At 49.5% G+C, this 18,830-nt stretch carries 18 protein-coding genes; 16 read left to right on the forward strand and 2 right to left on the reverse strand.

Annotated elements, in window-relative coordinates; all coding sequences use genetic code 11:
- Positions 1 to 77 precede the first annotated feature (77 nt).
- The 8 genes from MKX76_RS08050 (at position 78) to MKX76_RS08085 (ending at position 10,211) form a co-directional block, all read left to right on the forward strand.
- Positions 78 to 893 (forward strand): hypothetical protein, encoded by an 816-nt coding sequence (locus MKX76_RS08050; protein WP_341033416.1) that lies wholly within the window; start codon positions 78 to 80, stop codon positions 891 to 893.
- A complete protein-coding gene (locus tag MKX76_RS08055) occupies positions 869 to 3,001 on the forward strand; it encodes a hypothetical protein (protein ID WP_341033418.1) in 2,133 nt (710 codons plus the stop codon). Before MKX76_RS08050 ends, MKX76_RS08055 begins: the two co-directional genes overlap by 25 nt.
- Positions 3,002 to 3,270: 269 nt before the next feature.
- On the forward strand, positions 3,271 to 3,966 hold the full coding sequence (locus MKX76_RS08060; RefSeq protein ID WP_007131450.1) for a response regulator transcription factor: 696 nt from the start codon (positions 3,271 to 3,273) through the stop codon (positions 3,964 to 3,966).
- Complete coding sequence (locus MKX76_RS08065; RefSeq protein ID WP_007131449.1) at positions 3,959 to 5,065, forward strand: sensor histidine kinase; 1,107 nt, start codon at positions 3,959 to 3,961, stop codon at positions 5,063 to 5,065. Before MKX76_RS08060 ends, MKX76_RS08065 begins: the two co-directional genes overlap by 8 nt.
- Positions 5,066 to 5,106: 41 nt before the next feature.
- Positions 5,107 to 5,796, forward strand: coding sequence for a stalk domain-containing protein (locus MKX76_RS08070; RefSeq protein ID WP_007131448.1), 690 nt, complete (start codon positions 5,107 to 5,109; stop codon positions 5,794 to 5,796).
- Between the two features lie 327 nt (positions 5,797 to 6,123).
- A complete protein-coding gene (locus MKX76_RS08075) occupies positions 6,124 to 7,050 on the forward strand; it encodes a phosphotransferase family protein (RefSeq protein WP_007131447.1) in 927 nt (308 codons plus the stop codon).
- 447 nt (positions 7,051 to 7,497) lie between these two features.
- Positions 7,498 to 8,367 carry a hypothetical protein gene (locus tag MKX76_RS08080; RefSeq protein ID WP_341033421.1) on the forward strand — a complete coding sequence of 290 codons (870 nt, stop codon included), beginning with the start codon at positions 7,498 to 7,500 and terminating at the stop codon, positions 8,365 to 8,367.
- Positions 8,368 to 8,789: 422 nt separating this feature from the next.
- On the forward strand, positions 8,790 to 10,211 hold the full coding sequence (locus MKX76_RS08085; RefSeq protein ID WP_341033422.1) for a hypothetical protein: 1,422 nt from the start codon (positions 8,790 to 8,792) through the stop codon (positions 10,209 to 10,211).
- Here the strand turns inward: MKX76_RS08085 and MKX76_RS08090 are convergent.
- Entirely contained in the window at positions 10,201 to 10,575 is a 375-nt protein-coding gene (locus tag MKX76_RS08090) for a winged helix-turn-helix transcriptional regulator (RefSeq protein ID WP_007131443.1), read from the reverse strand. The two genes, MKX76_RS08085 and MKX76_RS08090, sit on opposite strands and share 11 nt — an antisense overlap.
- 141 nt (positions 10,576 to 10,716) lie before the next feature.
- On the opposite strand from MKX76_RS08090, the gene MKX76_RS08095 reads away from it, so the two are divergent.
- On the forward strand, positions 10,717 to 11,043 hold the full coding sequence (locus MKX76_RS08095; protein ID WP_244152755.1) for a hypothetical protein: 327 nt from the start codon (positions 10,717 to 10,719) through the stop codon (positions 11,041 to 11,043).
- Between the two features lie 474 nt (positions 11,044 to 11,517).
- Here the strand turns inward: MKX76_RS08095 and MKX76_RS08100 are convergent, their stop codons facing one another.
- Positions 11,518 to 12,060 (reverse strand): GNAT family N-acetyltransferase, encoded by a 543-nt coding sequence (locus MKX76_RS08100; RefSeq protein WP_007131441.1) that lies wholly within the window; start codon positions 12,058 to 12,060, stop codon positions 11,518 to 11,520.
- A 269-nt stretch (positions 12,061 to 12,329) separates the two neighbouring features.
- Here MKX76_RS08100 and MKX76_RS08105 point away from each other — a divergent pair, with 269 nt between their 5' ends.
- The 7 genes from MKX76_RS08105 (at position 12,330) to MKX76_RS08135 (ending at position 18,708) form a co-directional block, all read left to right on the forward strand.
- On the forward strand, positions 12,330 to 13,208 hold the full coding sequence (locus tag MKX76_RS08105; protein WP_210095524.1) for a LysR family transcriptional regulator: 879 nt from the start codon (positions 12,330 to 12,332) through the stop codon (positions 13,206 to 13,208).
- 139 nt (positions 13,209 to 13,347) lie between these two features.
- On the forward strand, positions 13,348 to 14,184 hold the full coding sequence (locus MKX76_RS08110) for a transporter substrate-binding domain-containing protein (protein ID WP_090911061.1): 837 nt from the start codon (positions 13,348 to 13,350) through the stop codon (positions 14,182 to 14,184).
- Positions 14,185 to 14,217: 33 nt separating this feature from the next.
- Complete coding sequence (locus tag MKX76_RS08115; protein WP_210095523.1) at positions 14,218 to 15,003, forward strand: amino acid ABC transporter permease; 786 nt, start codon at positions 14,218 to 14,220, stop codon at positions 15,001 to 15,003.
- Positions 15,000 to 15,710, forward strand: a complete 711-nt coding sequence (locus MKX76_RS08120) for an amino acid ABC transporter permease (protein ID WP_341033424.1) — start codon at positions 15,000 to 15,002, stop codon at positions 15,708 to 15,710. The genes MKX76_RS08115 and MKX76_RS08120 overlap by 4 nt, the downstream gene beginning before the upstream one ends.
- On the forward strand, positions 15,707 to 16,459 hold the full coding sequence (locus tag MKX76_RS08125) for an amino acid ABC transporter ATP-binding protein (RefSeq protein WP_341033425.1): 753 nt from the start codon (positions 15,707 to 15,709) through the stop codon (positions 16,457 to 16,459). The genes MKX76_RS08120 and MKX76_RS08125 overlap by 4 nt, the downstream gene beginning before the upstream one ends.
- Before the next feature lie 13 nt (positions 16,460 to 16,472).
- Positions 16,473 to 17,489, forward strand: a complete 1,017-nt coding sequence (locus MKX76_RS08130; protein WP_341033426.1) for an LLM class flavin-dependent oxidoreductase — start codon at positions 16,473 to 16,475, stop codon at positions 17,487 to 17,489.
- Positions 17,490 to 17,532: 43 nt separating this feature from the next.
- Positions 17,533 to 18,708 (forward strand): M20 peptidase aminoacylase family protein, encoded by a 1,176-nt coding sequence (locus tag MKX76_RS08135; protein ID WP_341033428.1) that lies wholly within the window; start codon positions 17,533 to 17,535, stop codon positions 18,706 to 18,708.
- Positions 18,709 to 18,830 lie beyond the last annotated feature (122 nt).

An 18,830-nucleotide genomic window follows, 5' to 3' on the forward strand; every position in this document is an offset into this window, starting at 1 on the left:
CCAGGAAGCAGCTCACATTTGTGCGCTGCTTCCTATTTCACAGAAAGAGAGAAAGCCAAATACAGGGAGGTGCATTTATGCACAGGCAAAAAAAGACATGCATAGCAATGATGCTATGCGCTGCGATGTTAAGTCAATCGTTTGTCTTTGACGCATACGGGACATCCGCAGCTGATTCGTCTGTTTCCAAATCAGCTTCAGGCGCATCTATGTTCACACTGGATAAACTCGGCTCGGTCACATTGAAGCAGAGCGTCAGTGTGAAGCTGACGGATATGAATATTTCTGTTCATCCTGACGGGAATATTCTCACGTACACACTTCGTTACAGTAATAATAGTGGCAGTAGAGTAGATCTAATCGATTATTTTTCCAAGCTATCCACTCCGAGTGGCACCATCATAAAAGGAAAAGTTGTTACGAGTGATGCTGGTAAAAGAACGTTGCCTGCAAATAGCAGTCAATCCGTGACGTACTATGTGAACATTGGACGATCGGCACAGGTAAACGGAATGAAGGTTTCCATGTTCGGATGGGATTTTAGCAGCGCCACTTATGAGAAGAAGCTGGGAGGTTTCACGATTCCGGCTCAGTACTCATCTGTAGTCCCTGTAGGCAAGAGCAAGAAGATGAAGATGAATAATATTTCAGTTACGGCCAAGGCAGATACGGTACAGAGGTATACAATCAACGGAAAAGTATATATAAAGTTGGGCATGAAGCTCTCGAATGGAGGAACCAAGGTGCTTAGCGATCCAGGATATAAAGCATATCTAAAATCGGCTGGCGGCTCGATATTTGAACTCTTGCCTGAATCGTCTAGCACTGGCTACAAGCTCCAGCCTCAGGAGAGCAGAACCATCTACTATTGGACAGAATTCCTTCCACGATGAAGACCCGTGGCATGACGCTGCAGCTGGCTCAGGAAGACGAAACCTTGAAAATGCAACTTCCGTTGCAATCGTTCAAACTTCCTGCGGCAGCTTCGGATATTGCCGTGGCTAAAGGCAAAAGCGCTAAGCTTATGATGAAACAGCAGCCTGTAACGGTCAAGGCAGAAAAAATGCAGCGTATGAAGCATAATGGGAAAGTGTATTTGAGGGTGGGGGTCAATTATGCAAACGGAGGTAAGAAGGTGCTAAGTGATCCTGGATTTAAAGTGCAACTGAAGTCGGCCGGCGGCTCGGTGTTCGACCTTGTGCCTGAGGACGAAACAGGAGCCAGCTTCAAGATTCAGCCAGGGCAGAAGCGAACGATTTATTATCTGGCAGAGGTTCCGTCCAAACTCAAAACCGACAATATGATGATGCAATTCATGCTGGAAGATGAAGCTTTAAAAATGACGCTGCCAGTAAAAACCTTCAAGCTGCCTTCCGTTACGGCTGATGCGCCTGCGGCGGATTATGCCGTCAAAAAAATATCCGTTAATCACCTTATGATTGAAACGCAGTTGAAAAGCGCTTCCGTATATGCTGAGAACGATACCGGGAAATGGAGCCTACAATTCCGAGTTAAAAATCTTGGCGAAAAATCATTGAAGCTGCCGGCTTATGAGCTTTCCATCCACACGAATGAAGGCTACAGCATCCCGGTGAATGCGAAGGCACTTGCCAATGTTACGCTGAAGCCGTTAGAAGAAAAGCTGATTGATCTCCGTGCAGATGTACCATTGCACATGAAACAGAATATGTTGCAGCTGCAATTAACGGAGCCTGCGGTGGAGGGGAAGATCAGCTTCCCGACAGCCCACTATAAAATTCCCTATGCTCAGGAAGGCAGAAGCCATCTGGGCTCGGAGAATATCATCGAGAACGATCATGGCACATTCGGCGTAAAGCTGAGTTCATACCAGCGGCTGCCTTGGGGAGATGGGGATCAGATTGCAGCTCGAATCAGCATTCGCAACACCAAAGCGTTAACCGTACAGCTGCCGGAACTCAAAGCCCAAGTTAAGGCTGATATGCGTGACATCAGCAGTACAGCTCAAATCGTGATACCGAATGATCAGACGACTCTGGCGCCTAATGAAACCGTAGAGCTATATGTACTTGCCAATGTGCCCTATTCCTATAATTTCAATCAATTACGCATTGAGCTTCAGGAAAGTTCAGGAGAGGACGTCACGAGATTTCTGTCGCTAAATACCCGAGCGGTCAACAATGTGGTGAACCAGGTTGCTGCAGGTGATTCTTATCTGATCCATACGCCGGGCAAGAAAGCGGAGGTCCGTGAACGAATGAGTACCGTGTACCAGGACAGCAGCTCCAATTTGATATACACGGAACTGGAGATGGCCAGTCAGGAAACACGTCAATCCATGCAGGCGCAGCTGGTGGCTTACTACAAAACACCGGACAACGAGTATTATGAGGCAGAGGTCAATCAATCGTCCGTCAAAACAAGCCCGAAAGGAAAAAATCTGGTGACCGTTTGGAGCAAGCTTCCGCTGAATGTGAATACTTCACAGCTTGTATTGTATGTCGGCGAAGGTGTAGCAGGCCGAAAGCTGACCGATCTTGAGGAAGAATCAACGGAAGTCATTGGATCGATCAATACAGTGGGATTAGCGCTTAACCCTAGAGCTATCCAACCAGCAACGAATCTAGGGAATGTGGAATTGTTTCCTTATAAACTCTCCATCACGAGAGGAGAAGCTAGACTTAGTGAGGGAAAAGACATGCTCAATACCGTTATTCATTATAATCTCATAAGGAATGGCGATTACGAGACAGGTGAATATGAACATAAACTCATTATGGAGATTATTGACCCGAACGGACAATCCACGGAAAAGACATTAACGCTCGGCACCGATTTGTTCATCGGCAATAATAAATCATACTCCATTACAGTGAATAACAATTTCCGCAATAATGTAAGCGGAGGGGGAGTTCGCATCAATCTGTATGATGAGTTCCAAGGTCGGAGAATGTTGATCGGAAGCCAATCGTATCCGATTATTTATGAAGAGAATCAGGTGAACAAGCCGGATAGCGATTAAATACTATATCTAGACACAGGTAGATAGAGGGCAACACCCCTGAAGATGGAAGACTATATTCGGGGGTGTTTTTGAACCCTTTCTTTCAGTTTGCAACTGTAACTTTAATAACTCTTTAAGAATTCCAAAAGGATTCTTAAGATATTCCAGTTAGACTGGTATAGTCGGGAGGTGCTTACAAGCAAGCTGTTGGATTGAATTTACGAACCCTCCTGCTTATAGTCTCAAGTTTCAATAAAGTTGCAAAGTGAACGAAGAGGATGGATACCATGAAGCGGATTACAATTCTTATCGCGGACGATGAGCCAGAAATTGCGGACCTGATTGAGCTGCACTTAAAAAAAGAAGGCTATGATGTCCTTAAAGCGGCGGACGGGCAGGAGGCGGTACAATCAGCTCAAACGCATTCCATCGATCTGGCGATACTGGATATTATGATGCCCAAGCTGGATGGTTATGAAGTCATCCGGCAAATTCGGGAACGGAATCAAATGCCGATTATTTTTTTGAGCGCCAAAACGTCCGATCTTGATAAAATTGCTGGGCTGGTGAGAGGCGCAGACGATTATATGACCAAGCCTTTCAACCCGATGGAGCTGATCGCGCGTGTGAATGCCCACCTTCGCCGTTATATGCAAATGAGCCAACCGATGATTTCCGGCAAACCCGCGCTGGAAGCTGGAGGGGTGGTCATTTACCCCGATCAGCGGATGGTGACCCTGTTTGGCGAAACGATCGAGCTGACGCCTAAAGAATTTGACATTTTGCATTTACTGGCCAGTTACCCAAAAAAGGTGTTTAGTACGGAAAATATATTCCAGCACGTATGGGGCGAGGCCTACTTTGAAACAAGCAATACGGTTATGGTGCATATTCGGACTTTGCGGAAAAAGCTGCATGAAGATACGAACAAAAACAAGCTGATCAAAACGGTTTGGGGGGTAGGCTATACGTTCAATGGCTAATTTGATACAAAGCTTCCGCTCCAAAATGATTGTGCTCTTTGGCTTGAGCATGCTCTTATCCGGCATCATCATGTTCGCACTATACAAAATTCTGCAATATTATTACCGAACTCAGGTTAAATTCGAGGATCCGCTGGCTTATGTCCGTTTGTTCATAAGAACGGTCGGGGATATTAATTTTTTCCTGATATTTTTTATCCCGCTGGCGGTCTTTTTTTTCTTTCTGCTTACAAAGCCTTATGTGGCTTATTTCAATGAAATTTCTGCGGGGATTCGGCACCTCGCCAACGGCGAGTTTGACAAGCGTGTTTCGATTGCGACCCGGGACGAATTCGGGGATATCGCAGCGGATATCAATCTGACCGGGGAGATGCTCAAGCAAGCGGTGGCGAGGGGAGATTTTGCCGAGAGCAGCAAAGATCAACTGATACTGAATTTGGCCCATGATTTGCGTACGCCGCTCACTTCCGTTATCGGTTATCTGGATTTCATTATCAGGGACGAGTTATTGACCAAAGAACAGGTTCGGCATTATACGGGCATTGCTTTCGCGAAGTCGAAGCGCTTGGAGAAGCTGATCGACGAATTGTTCGAAATCACGAGAATGAATTACGGTATGCTGCCAGTCGAAAAACGCCCCATCGATTTAAGCGAGCTGCTGACGCAGTTAAGCGAAGAATTACTTCCGGTTTTTGAGAAAAACAAACTGAAGGCCCGATTGCACGTTACTCCGCATCTGATCATTTCGGGCGATGGCGACTTGCTGGCACGCGTGTTTGAAAATTTGCTGACCAATGCGATTCGTTACGGCTACGACGGTCAGTTTGTAGATATTCATGCTTTCCTTGAAGCAGAAGTAGCGGTAGTTCAGGTGATCAACTTTGGCGAGCCCATCCATCCGAACGAACTGCCGCATTTATTCGACATGTTTTACACCGGCGATAAATCCCGGATTCATCGGGAGGGCAGCACAGGCCTTGGCTTATTTATCTCGAAAAATATCGTGATGCAGCATCATGGAACGATCACGGCCGACAGCAGCTTGATTCGTACAGCTTTTGAAGTACGATTGCCGCGAGGCATGCAAGTACCTGAATAAAAATGGTATGACCGACTATCGAAGGGAGCGAAGAGGGCGATTTGCGGAAATATGTATGGGTATGGATATGGTTCAGTTTGTTAGCTGTGATCGGTTTGGCCGCTTACGGCGCAAGCTCCTCGATTGACTTCCTGTCTTCCGGGAAATTTGAGATTAACGGTAAAACCGTCAGGCTTCCTGTAATTAACTACAACGGAAACATCTACGTCCCGCTTCGCCTTGTAGGGGAAGAAATGCATGCCGATGTTTATTATGACGAGAACAAGGAATTAATCTCGATCAAGCAGCAAAGCTTAGCATTCGATGAACAAATAGAGGCACCCGTTCCGTCCATTGCTTATGAGAACGAGTACAAGGATGGTACCGTATGGATGCAGGAGATACCGCTGCTGCAGGGAAGCTCTTGCTGGAATGGATGCCTGGAAGTGAACGATCCGGTAGAGCAATGGGTGTCCGAAGCCCGGTATCCGCCGGTTAGCGTGAGGCCTGGCTCAAATATCGTCATAACTTATCCGGCTGGATTGGAGCCTGACGGATTGAAGATATTCAACGTCTTTGATTCGGGTAACGGCACTGAGCAGTATGTCGAAATGATGGCGGTTGATCATCGAGTACAGCTGCCAACGGAACTGGGGGTATATACCATCTTAGTTAATTCGGACTGGGAGGCAGGATATACCTCGTATGCTTTTGTTATACATATTACTGACCGCGATGATCTAAGCGACTAATCTTGAACAAGGAACTTCAGCCAACACGTCGGAGAGTTACGTTTCAAAATTAAAAGTCAAAAAACACCGTCATGTTTTTATGACGGTGTTTTTTTCATTTTGACGTAAAGAATTATGATTGTAATCGCTGTAATAGTCGGGGTATTTGTAGTATAAAAATTATAGACGATGCTACGCTAATGGAGACGACAGTTCAATAATGAACAAGAAGCCCGCTGGCTTTATTCAACTAACGGGCAGGTTAGTTTAGTGATAAACGTACTTTCCCACCAAAAAAAGTGTGTGGTAAACTATTCGAAACACGACACTTCTGGGGGTGAAAAAACCGTGGGAGACATACAAGCAGAACGAATTGCAAGCGATTTTCTTCTTGAAAAAGTAAAAACATCATACCAGATCATAGGGAAAGGCTTCGTAAATCAGGTTTTCGTAGTCGAAACAGAGAGTCGTAAAGTCGTTGTTCGCATGAACGACTCAGGTACATATCCAAGCTATGTGAAAGAAAAATGGTGTATTGAACAAGCTGCCGCAATTGGCATTCCCGGACCTGAGGTGTTGTCCATTGGCATAATTGATAGAACCGCATATATGATTCAAGCTTTCGTTGATGGAGACAATGGAGTAGATAGTAAGGTTAATAAGTCCGATGTTTGGAGGCAGCTTGGCAAATATGCGAAACTTATTCATTCGATCCCAGTGAAGGGATATGGGGAAAATCTGATTGATCCAGTCCATGGTGAGTTTCATTCACCCTCTCACGCAGGATCGGACGGCAGTTGGCTAGGATATGTGCAGTATAATATCAATAGTTTGACGGAGAATGATCAGTTGATTGAGCTTGGAGTAATCAATCAAATAAAATCGCAGAGAGTGCGAAAACTGTTTGAAAATTTGAAAAAAGAAACGTTCCGCTTCGGTTTAACCCATGGAGATATTTCATTGAAGAATACGATAGTCAATCAGACGGGACAAGTAATATTATTGGATTGGGGCAATGCAGAAGTAAGAACGGTACCGCATGGAGAAATTATTTGGTTGATGCGGTGCCATATCCTAGACGGAAATCCGAGTATAGAAGAATTCAAAGCATTTTTAGACGGGTACGGAATAAGTGTAGAAAACCTAACTGAAATGAAACATTTGCTGCTATTAAGCGCGTTTGATAACCTCAGATGGGCCATTGATCGAAATCCGGACCAAATCGAATCCTATGCTGCGTTCGCTAAAAAAGTTGTTGATATGATTATGGACTAGCAGAGATTGAGCAATGTTTTTGATAATTGAGCGAAATACGGGATATTTGCCAGTGCAATTGAGATATCATTCCTTGGAAGATTAAAACGTGAGAAGAAAAATGTAATCATTCATCAACACCCGAAAATGACCCTGATGCTTAATGGCAATCAGGGTCATTTTTACAAGGTTAATAATTATCGGTGAACCCAATGTCCGTTCAGGGAAGCTGATCTGGTTGAACGCAAACAATTATGTTTCCGAGAGGAAAGACAAGCACTTGTACCGATTGCCATAAAACGATTTTGTAGGACTTTCTGTCTGGTGGAGTGCTTTTTTGATAGCATAGACGAAAAGAATCATTTTTCCGGGAAGTTTGATGAAATGGGTATACGACCTCTGTTGAATATAATACGATCAGTCTTATTACGTAACGAGTTCGAATTTACGACAACGGAGGGAAACGCTTTGAAGTACATTAGGACGATTATGATGATAGTAGGCGGCATCTGCTTGTTGGGCATTGGCTGTACCGTTCAGAACCAAGAATCGGAGATAAACTTAAGCGAACTTAAACAATCCGATAACAATATTCGCGTACCACATAATGACCGACTACATATGTCTACTGATCAGAGGTGGGTTGAGGAAGAAGGGCATCAGTCTGATCTGATTCGGCTTCAATGGACGGCGGAAAGGGCTAAGCCTGCAATCGTTTGGCTCGACGAGAAGGGAATGAACAAAACGGCGATCATTTCGCATGACAAGGCTAACAATCCGGAGCAACAAGACCATAAGCATATCTCATTCGAGACGACGATGTCGCCAACGGGTGAATATCCGAACCAACTGTTTACCCGGTTTGAAATTCCCTACGATACTGACGTTAGCGAGATTCGTACACATTCTTCCAACTTCAATGTAATGAGCGGCATACTGCGAGTCGCAGGGGAAAGAGGGACTAACCGGGATATCCAGTTCAGTGTAGCCGGCAAGGAAAATGAGACGATAACGAGATGGGCCCTTCGGGCAGATAGTTCCGAAGAACCGGGGGACAATTCCGGAGCCGACATGCAATTCGTTCGTTTTGACGATGACGGCAAAGTCGTTGATTCCCCGCTAACCATAAAGCGCAGCAGCGGTAATGTCGGTTTAGGAACGAATGACCCCGATACCAAGCTAGATATAAACGGGGGTATGCTTCGAATCCGAGACAAATATACGCCAGCTTCATCCACAGATGCCTGTAGTCAGGGTCAGATAGCATGGGACGACGATTATGTATATGTTTGCGTTACCGAAAACAAGTGGAAAAGAACAGGGCTCTCCTCGTGGTAACAATGAATAGGGAAGAGTTAGACTTAATGACTGGGAAGAAAGGTAATGTGATCAAGGAGTTCAAGCGTTCCTTAATGAAACTTTGGAGGTTCAGACTTCATCGTATCGTTAAGGTGGGTCACAAAAACACCTTCGTATATAGCAGTTGCCGCTAACGGTACAAAACCAAGGACCGAAGTCGTGTTGATGACAATAGCTTCTTCAAAATGAAAGACATGGGATAAGGGGGGTTAGTGTCGGGAGACAAGAACACGTTACATTGAAAGTCGCTATTTTAGCGGCTTTTTTGTTTTATCGGCAACTAAGGTTTCCTTCATGAAACTAAGTCACTTAATTGAAATTGACATACCCCAAAGTGCGTACTTTTCAAGTATGTCAATTGAATTTATACTGAGTCAGAAATAACGAAAGGGGGAGATAAATTGGAATATCGGATCAAAATAGAGGATAGCAGCCTGCGACTTGGGACGCGAATGGATATCGAGACTACGACGTTTCGTGCTGTAGACTCTCAAAAGAAACAGCAATGGGAACTCCCTGTTGGTGTGTACCGCGCGAAAGATATCGTCCGCGAAACAAGTGCCTTACTCGAGGCGGTTTGCTCACAGCTTGGGGACTCTGCAGCCGCTGAGTCGCTGCTAAGGAATCTCCAATCCAGCTTAGGAGTTTCCGGAAGAGAAGCCGTGCTGCCGTTGGCCTTGATCGCCTCGGAAGATGAAACGAAACGCCCGTTCCTCGATCAGGCGCAAAAAATCGGAAACACATTGTCAATCTGGGCCCGAGAATATTATTTAGAGAAGTCGGCTTGGTTGATGTACGGAGAAAAAGCCTTACTCCAGCTTGTTCATAGAAGCCAGTGTGACAATCATCGGTGGACGCCAGAGGTGGTGAGCATTTTAATGGGGCCTAAGGGCAGTCCCGAAATCATGCAGTTGTTTAATGAGTATCTGCACCAACTTATCCTCCTGAGAGATGCGTTGATGCCTTTTGAAAACTGGGAGGAAGTTCCTATTATGATCCTGGAGGGGGATCAAGAGAAGGGACTTCGATTTATCGAGCCGGCGCGGAATCGCTTCCTCACAGAACTGTTGGTCAAACAAATGCCACACAAAGAGGTTGTACGCTTCGCGCAAAGTTTCCTAAGCCCTGAACTCTCCATGATTGGATACGGATTTCAATACCGTCTCGGGATGGTGCTGCCTGCCGCAATTGGAAAACCAATTACCGCCACAAAAAGCTTACTTTGCTGGCATCCCGCTCATCTATTGCCGTATGAGAAGGCCGGGGGGGCTGACTCCGTTGTCTTCGATTATGCTGAGGGGGATTACTACTCAGTTACCCGCAGTTGGATAAGTTCCCGTACATCAGAGCAACAGAATAATAATGAAGCAAGTTTCCAAAACGAAATAGATATCGTACCCGAAGCCAATGAACAAGGTCGGGTTATATTAAATCTGAGATTGTCGGATGGGAATTACGATTATTGTGTGGATGTTGGGCAGGCTATGCGAGGACACCGATATATGTATCGTCCTGAGCAAATCCACGTATCCGCGGAAAGTACAGCATGGCCGGCCCGTTCCGCATGGATCGAACACTCTGCTTCGGATATCTTGGGGGTGACAGGACTCGCGGCGTTTGATGAAGACGGCGTTCACTACATTTCGGTTGGAGGCAATCCGCTTGTTGTGTGGGCGCTGCTTGGCAAACTGTTTCCGCTAAATGTGGTTGTAATCATTGACGAACAAGCCGATGAGGTGGAGGCGCCGCATCTGGCAAGTAGTAAATTAAGAGGGGTAATTCTGTTGAATGGAAGCTATTCTCGTCAAGTTGTTAACCGTTAACCTCATGCTCTTGTGTTCCGGATGGCAGTTCGTCGTCCGGAAATAACCGCATATATTCTGTCCCAAAGTCGCGAAGCTGGACTAATATAACCATGAGCGCCTCTCCCAATTGGGTTAGCGAATATTCGACCTTTGGCGGAACTACCGCATACACTTTCCGGGCGATTAATCCGTCGTTTTCCAAGTCTCTTAACTGCACCGTCAGCATTTTTTGCGTAGCTCCGGGCATCAGCTTCTGAAGTTCGTTGAACCGGTAGGTTTGTTTCGATAAATGACTTAAAATCAAAGGCTTCCATTTTCCGCTTATTAATCCGAGAGTGATTTCGGAGGTACAAAGAAAAACGCTATTGCGGTATTCGATCATATTCAATACCCCTTTTTTTGTAATTAAAATAGACTAATCTCCCCCGTTTAATAGGGATATTGTCAAACCGAGCCCATCGTTTCAAGTATGAAACCCATGCTCAAAAGGAGTAACCAGAGCCGCTCCTGTCGAAATATTATCATGAAAGAATGGAAGGGGGCATATTCGATTAGCGATACCATACGGTTGGCAACTGCGGAAGATGCTGCGACGGTAAGGGATATCCTTTTCCGTGCCTACGAACCGATTCGGAAGTTGGAACTGAAATGGCCAGCCGCCAACGCCACGGCAGAACTCGCCGCGTCCAATATCCAGCGCAATGAATGCTATGTCTTGGAGCAGGACGGTGAAATCGCGGCGACGCTCACCTATTCGCTGGAAGGAGAGGTTCGGGACGTGACGGCCCTGCCTTTTATAAAATGGTTTGCGGTGGATCCCTTGCTCCAAGCGAGGGAACTTGGGTCGTAGTTAATGGATTGGGTCGAACGGTCCGTCCTTCTTGACGACATCGAGCACCTGCGGTTACTTTAGCGACAGCCGCGCGGCATCCCTGGCTGGCTGACATGTATCGGCGGAACGGTTATGCTTCAATACTGGACTTCGACCCCAAGAACGGCGACGGCGTAATGCATCTTATGCGAAAAATACTGGATCCTGCACCGTATGAGGTATACATCATGGAACATCCCGAGGATCTTGCTTCCATTCATGATATCGACCCTGCCCGGTTCTTGAGGGCGGGTCTTCTTATAAGCAAGGGATTAAAGAGTTTCAGGGCTTTTAAGTAGACATAATGAAGTCGTTACGAATTGGCCAAACTTTCGAGAAAAATATCAGGATGGCTTCATAATTGGATAAAGGCGTTGCTGCAGAAAGATATTTATAATACAGATGAGAATCTCAATTGAACATAAGGAACCTGATTACTAGGGCCTTTATTTTTCATAAGGCGCTTTGTAGCAGCAAGGATCCGGGCAGTTCGATCCGGTATCCTTTTACAAGACTTTCTCCGTTGTAGATATCCGTGTCATACGCCCGCTCAAAGCCGAGCCGCTCATATAGCTTCACCGCAGAGGCCATCATGTCGGAAGTATGGAGATTCAGCGTGGTTGCGCCAAGCTGGATCGATCTGCGGGCAGCCTCTTGAATCAACAGCGTGGCGATCCCGCGCCCCCGGAAACCCGGAGATACGGCAAGTAGGCGGATAATAGGCGAGTGAATCCCCATCTCCGGTTTTCCGTAAGCGGCCTCCGAAGAGAGGAAGAGCTGCACACTGCCAACGATTTCCCCGCCAAGCTCGGCGACGATCCGGGCATGCGGCGCATGGCTGTAAGCCGAATTCCTAATGGAATCCCGATAATCCTTCCATCGCTCCGCAGACAGATCGAAGGCATACTGCTGATAGGATTCCAGCATCACAGCCGCAACAGCCTCGCGTTCCCACTCATGTGCATCCCGTACGATCACTTCTTGGATTGAATTCAACGCTACCACTCCTTTTTTTGGTCATTTAAACTTCAGAGGATACGGCCATATCCTGAAAAGGTGAGATTAGTATAGCAGTTTATTCCAATTAAACAAATGGGAAAACAAGAATATTAATACTATCATTAAAAAAATCTATAAGCATATTTGGATTGACAATAATTTTCCAACTGCCTAAGATAAGGATAATTTATAAGGTAAATTGCAGTCTTAAAACCATCTATATTCATAGGTATAATGCGTATAATTATGGTCCCGGAGGTGTTAGCTTGAACATCGAAAATATCGAGGCTTTTGTCTACATCAACCACTACGGCAGCTTCAACAAGGCGGCAGACGTTCTGTTTCTATCCCAGCCGACGGTAACTGCGCGCATCCAGTCGCTGGAGAGGGAACTCGACTGCAGGCTGTTCGACCGTTTGGGCAAACAGATTCATCTGACCGACAAAGGCAAACAATTCCTTCCCTATGCCCAGCAGATCCTCCAAACCTTCCAAAAAGGGAAACACCATCTTCAATCCAAAGCGTCCATGCCCAATGAGCTCAGAATCGGAAGCACGGTTTCGGTATCCAATTACTTAATGCCCTATCTGCTCATAGTGCTCAACCGTCGGTTTCCCGAGATGAACTTCAAGCTGACGACCGGCCCCACGGAAGAGCTGGCCGGCAAGATAACGTCCAAGGACATCGATCTGGCCTTCGTCCGCAAGCTGATGAATCCGGCGTTTCAATCCTATCCGTTCTTTGAAGATCCCATCCGCCTCTATGTATATAAGGATCATCCACTTGCTGCTGCCGGGAGAGCCTCCATTCGGGATATCCGGCACGAGACGCTGGTCTTCTTCGAATGCGGTTCGCTGGATTGGCTGAGGATTCACCGGGTATTCGAGAGTCTGGAACAGCCGCCGAATATCGTGTTTCAGGTCGATAATTCCGAGACGGCGAAGAAGCTTGTGCTGGGGCGGGCAGGCATCTGCTTTCTTCCGGGTCTATGCGCTCAGCAGGAGGTAGCCGAGGGAAGCCTGATTCCCGTTGATATTGCCGAGACGGCAGGCATTTCCCTGCAGACCCATCTCATCTCCTTGAACGGGCACAACAATGGGTTTCTGGATTCTTTGCTGGAGCTCGGCCGCGAATTGTCCTATTGATGAAATGCATGGATGAATAGAAAAACTCTATTAGACGCGTTTCCAAAATCGCGGTAAAGTTAGTGACAACATAATTCTTACTAAATCTATAGGAATTATTAATTTATGAATCGGGACAAGATTGAAGGGGGATGAGGTCGTGAAGAAATCAATCGTGGCAGCCGTTGTAATCGCATTGGCAGGGGTGATCGCCGGATGCGGAACAGGCACGAAGAGTGGAGAGGCGCAAAAAGATAGCACGGCGAACGCTGCGGAAGGAAAAGTAACGAAGATTGTTGTCGGCACGGGCACGGCCTTTCCAAGGATCTGCTTTATTGACGAGAACGGAAAGCTGACCGGCTTTGACGTTGAACTGGTACGGGAGATTGATCAACGTTTGCCGGAGTATGAGTTCGAGCTGCAGACCCAGGAGTTTTCCAATCTGCTGCTGAGCCTGGAAACGAAGAAAATTGATTTTGTAGCTCACCAGATGGAGAAGAATCCGGAGCGAACAGAAAAGTACCTGTTCAATAAAGAGCCTTACGCCTACTGGCGGAATAAGATCATCGTCGCCAAGGAGAACGACTCCATTCAATCGCTGAATGATTTGAAGGGCAAAAAGGTACTGACCGGTGCAACCAGTGCGGCTGCTCAGATTCTGGAGAACTACAACAAGGACAATAACGATGCGATCAACATTGTCTATCAGAACGGCGCGGCGAATGATACCGTGAGCCAGATTACGACGGGCCGGGTGGATGCAACCGTCGGGGCGGACTTTACGCTGCCACTGATCGACCCGCAAGGAAAGCTGAAAACAACGGGCGACCACCTGTCGGAGGCCGACATCCTGTTCGTATTCCGCAAGGATGACCCGGACAGCCAGAAGCTGTCGGATGCGGTTGACGATGCGATCAAGGAGCTGAAATCGGATGGAACGCTGACCAAGCTGAGCAAGGAATGGCTGGGCGACGACTTCACCTCGTCGAATCCATGATGAGATTAACCTAGTAGAAGGGAGAAGGGGTCCATGGGTGCACCGTTCGATTACTCGTATGTATTTAGCTTTCTGCCCAAGCTCTTGTCGACGTTAGGCGTCACGATGCTGATCGTGGCAGGCTCTCTGCTGGTGGGAATCGTCGCCGGATTTCTGGTTGCCCTTCCCCGTCTCTACCGGATCCCGGTGCTGAACGCATTCTCCATGGTGTACATTTCGTTCTTCAGGGGAACGCCGATTCTGATCCAGCTCTTCTTGTTCTATTATGGTCTGCCGGAGATCCTTAAGCTGGTTCATATCGACCTGTCCCGGGCGCCTGTCATGGTATTCGTGATCCTGACTTACGGGCTTCATACCGGAGCCTTCATGTCGGAGATGATCCGGGCTTCGGTAACCGCGGTGGACAGAGGCCAGGTAGAGGCGGCGTACGCCATGGGGATGAAGGGACATCAAGCCTTCCTTCGGATCGTCCTCCCTCAAGCGCTCGCGATCGCGGTTCCGGTATTTTCGAATATGGTGATTGCCCTGCTGAAGGATACTTCCTTGGCGTTTACCCTCGGGCTCATGGAGATGACGGGAAAAGCGCAAACCCTGGGCAATATCACCCAGCATTTTATCGAAGCTTATCTGGCGCTGGCTTTCATCTATCTTGTCATCAGCTTCACGCTTGAGAAACTGCTGCTGCGTGCGGAGCGGCGCCTGATGCGCCACGAGGTTCCGGAGTCGGCGGCGCGCAAGAGATTCCGTGTGCAAGAGAAATTATCCTACCGCCGTATCATCGCCGGAATAAGACCTGAAAAAGGAGGCGCGGAGCTGTGAAAATCGATCCATCCTTCATATGGGCGGCATTTGTAAACTTGATGTCCGCGATCCCGACAACGCTGTTGATCACCGCCGTATCGGTCACGGCCGGATTTATGATCGGGCTTATCGCCGCATTTGCCCGGATCTATAAGGTGCCTGTGCTCAGCCAGATCGCTACTGCCTACGTGACTTTTATCCGGGGCACTCCCATGCTGACGCATCTGCTGCTGATCTATTTCGGCCTGCCGGTGCTGGTGGATGCGCTGTCCGCCCAGATGGGCTGGGGCTTTAAGTCATCCTCCATCCCGATGATCTGGTTTGCGTTCATATCATTCTCGATTACGGCAGGCGCGTATATGTCCGAAGTGATCCGTTCCGGCCTGCTCGCGGTCAACCGGGGACAGCTGGAGGCAGCCTATTCGATCGGCATGACGACGTGGCAAGCGCTGCGGAGGATCGTATTCCCCCAAGCCTTGGCGGTCAGCCTGCCAAACCTCTCCAATTCGGTGATCGGCATGCTTCATGGCTCGACCTTGGCATTTACCGTGTCGGTTGTGGACATTAACGCGCAGGCGCAGATCGTGGCTTCGACCAACTGGAAGTTCTTCGAATCGTACTTGGCGGCGGCAGCTATTTTCTGGGGGCTTACGCTTCTCATCGAAAGACTGACCGCGATCACCGAGAGACGAATCAATCTCTACAATCGGGGGGGCGTCGCATGATTCAACTGACCGATATTTCAAAGTCATACGGCAAGAACGCGGTGCTGAAATCCATTGATCTGACGGTAAACAAAGGGGAAGTGGTGGTCATTCTGGGGCCGAGCGGTTCCGGCAAAACCACGCTGCTGCGCTGCGTGAATTATCTCGAGAAGCCGAATGGCGGCGAGATTACTATCGGCGATTACCGTGTCCAGTGCAAGCGCGCCACCAAGAAGGAGATTCATGAACTACGCCAGAGATCGGCCATGGTGTTTCAGCAGTACAATCTGTTCAAGCATAAGACGGCGATCGAGAACGTGATGGAAGGCCTGGTCGTCGTCAAAAAAATGCCAAAGGCAGAGGCAAGGCTGAAGAGCATTGCCTTGCTCGAAAAGGTGGGTCTGGCCGATAAGCTGGATGCCTACCCGAGTCAGCTCTCGGGCGGACAGCAGCAGCGGGTGGGCATTGCCAGGGCGCTCGCCCTGGAGCCGGAGGTGATCCTGTTCGATGAGCCGACGTCGGCGCTCGACCCGGAGCTTGTGGGCGAGGTGCTAGCGGTCATTCGCAAAATCGCGAAGGAGGGGATCACCATGATCGTGGTAACGCATGAGATGGGCTTCGCGAGGGATGTGGCGAACCACGTCGTGTTCATGGACGAAGGCGTGATCGTGGAGCAGGGCCCCCCGTCCGAGCTGTTCCACAATCCGCGTGAAGAACGGACCAAGCAGTTCCTGAAGCGGATCACGCCCGAGCTTAACTATAGCATTTAGGAGGCCAACCAATATGGGGATTACCATAAGCGTGCTTGACCAAAGTCCAATATATCCCGGGGAAACGGCAGCGGAGGCGTTCGCGCACACCGTGCTGCTTGCCCAAAAGTCGGAGGAGCTCGGCTTCCGGCGCTTCTGGGTATCCGAGCATCACGATTCGGACCATGTGGCGGGCTCTTCGCCGGAGGTGCTCATCTCTTACCTGCTAGCCAAAACCCAAACCATCCGCGTGGGGTCCGGCGGCGTCATGCTGCAGCATTACAGTCCCTACAAGGTAGCGGAGAATTTCAACGTGCTGGCCGCGCTCGCGCCGGGACGCGTGGATCTGGGCATCGGGCGCGCCCCGGGCGGTTTGCCGCGCAGCACGCAGGCGCTGCAGCGGGGCGTGCAGGAGAACGCGTCGTTAACGGATAAAATCGTCGAGCTTCGCCAATTTGTTCATAACACGCTGGAGGAGGATCATCCGCTCGCCGGGCTTCGCGCCGCTCCGCTGCCGGAGACCGCGCCTGAGCTGTACGTCCTGGGTGCCAGCGCCGACAGCGCGGAAATTGCGGCCGGACTCGGTCTGCCCTATGTGTTCTCCCTCTTCATCAACGGGGATGAATCCGCAGCGCTGGAGGCCATTCGCGTTTACAGGAGCACGTTTGACTACTCCCACGGCAGGGAACCGGAGATTCTTGTCGCCCTGTCCGTGATCGTGGCCGATTCGGCGGAGGAGGCGGCGGAGCTGGCAGCATCGCTGAAGCTGGTGAAGATTCATCTGGCCAGCGGCCGGACGCTGACGCTGGGGACGAGGGAACAGGCCGAAGAATTCGGTCGCCAGGCAGGCGAGCCGTACACGATTGAGGAACAGGAGCCGTTCATCACCAAAGGGACGAAGGAAACCGTGCGCGAGCAGCTGCTCCGACTTCAGCAGGCTTCGGGCGTCGACGAGATTATCGTCACCAGCAATATCCAGCCCTTTGCCAAGCGAATCCGCTCATTCGAGCTGCTGAGCGAGGCGTTGGCTGAGGTTCCTGCCGAGGCGTAATGGAGCCGGCCATAGATCCGTGACTGTTTAGGAGGTTTTACGAATGCCTAGCCAAGTTCTATCCACGAATATAGACATCCATCGATTTATTGAAATTCGGCGCCATCTGCACCGGTACCCGGAGCTGTCGAACGAGGAGTTTGGGACGACGCAGCTGATCCGGGGCTGGCTTGAGGAAGCCGGGATACGGGTCGCGGAGTATCCGCTGGCCACAGGCGTAATCGCCGAAGTCGGCGGATTTCAAGAGGGTCCGATCATAGCGCTGCGAGCGGACATTGACGCCCTGCCGGTCAAGGAAGAAACGGGACTCCCGTACGCCTCGACGATTCCCGGCAAAATGCATGCCTGCGGGCACGATTTTCATACGGCTGCCTTGATCGGGACGGCGTATGCGCTGAAGCAGCGGGAGCAGGAGCTGAGAGGAACCGTCCGGCTGATCTTTCAGCCGGCGGAAGAGAAGGCCAAGGGCGCAAAGCAGGTGATCGACAGCGGGGCGCTCGAAGGCGTGCAGGCGATCTTCGGCATGCATAACAAGCCGGACCTGCCTGTTGGGACTATTGGCATTAAGGAAGGTCCGCTGATGGCCGCCGCCGACGGCTTCGTGGTTGAAGTGGCGGGGAAGGGGTCCCATGCGGCCGTACCCGAAGCGGGCCTTGACCCGATCGTGACCGCGTCGCATATCATTACGGCCCTCCAGTCCATTGTAAGCCGCAATGTGAGCCCCTTGAAGAGTGCCGTCATCAGCGTGACGAAGCTGCATAGCGGAACCGCGTGGAATGTGATTCCGGATAAAGCGATGCTGGAAGGGACCATCCGCACCTTTGATGACGACGTCAGGCAGCAGGTGCTTGAACGATTCAGCCAGGTGGTTCAAGGCGTGGCGGCAGCTTTCGGAACGAAGGCTGCCGTGCGCTGGATCGAGGGACCGCCGCCGGTCCATAACGACCGCAAGCTGGCGGAGCTCGGTTATGCCGCTGCTGACGAAGCAGGATATGAAGCGGTGTTACCGGTTCCTTCGCCGGCCGGGGAGGATTTTGCGGTGTACCAGCGCGAGGTTCCCGGGTTGTTTGTCTTCATGGGAACGGCGGGCACGCAGGAGTGGCACCATCCGGCTTTTGATCTGGATGAGCGGGCGATTCCGGTCAGCATCGATTTCTTCACGAGGCTGGCGGAGCGGGCGCTCCGGCATTACCATGCCGGCGGGGAGACTTCGCGATAAGGAGTTCTTTTGTTACTGCCGTTCGAAAGCCTTGTTCTATTTCATGCATCGCCATGAAGAGGCCCTGAACACGGACTGTAGTGTTATGCGAAGGGCAGTTCCTTGTTATTTCTCACGAACAG

The sequence above is a fragment of the Paenibacillus sp. FSL R5-0810 genome, assembly GCF_038002285.1.
Taxonomy (GTDB): domain Bacteria; phylum Bacillota; class Bacilli; order Paenibacillales; family Paenibacillaceae; genus Paenibacillus_AQ; species Paenibacillus_AQ lactis.

Excerpts from the sequence above, each read along its gene's own strand:
- MKX76_RS08130 (WP_341033426.1), top strand. The coding sequence starts at position 16,473 with ATGGGGATTACCATAAGCGTGCTTGACCAAAGTCCAATATATCCCGGG.
- MKX76_RS08135 (WP_341033428.1), top strand. The coding sequence starts at position 17,533 with ATGCCTAGCCAAGTTCTATCCACGAATATAGACATCCATCGATTTATT.
- MKX76_RS08095 (WP_244152755.1), top strand. The coding sequence starts at position 10,717 with ATGAAAGAATGGAAGGGGGCATATTCGATTAGCGATACCATACGGTTG.
- MKX76_RS08050 (WP_341033416.1), top strand. The coding sequence starts at position 78 with ATGCACAGGCAAAAAAAGACATGCATAGCAATGATGCTATGCGCTGCG.
- MKX76_RS08125 (WP_341033425.1), top strand. The coding sequence starts at position 15,707 with ATGATTCAACTGACCGATATTTCAAAGTCATACGGCAAGAACGCGGTG.
- MKX76_RS08065 (WP_007131449.1), top strand. The coding sequence starts at position 3,959 with ATGGCTAATTTGATACAAAGCTTCCGCTCCAAAATGATTGTGCTCTTT.
- MKX76_RS08115 (WP_210095523.1), top strand. The coding sequence starts at position 14,218 with ATGGGTGCACCGTTCGATTACTCGTATGTATTTAGCTTTCTGCCCAAG.
- MKX76_RS08060 (WP_007131450.1), top strand. The coding sequence starts at position 3,271 with ATGAAGCGGATTACAATTCTTATCGCGGACGATGAGCCAGAAATTGCG.
- MKX76_RS08090 (WP_007131443.1), bottom strand. The coding sequence starts at position 10,575 with ATGATCGAATACCGCAATAGCGTTTTTCTTTGTACCTCCGAAATCACT.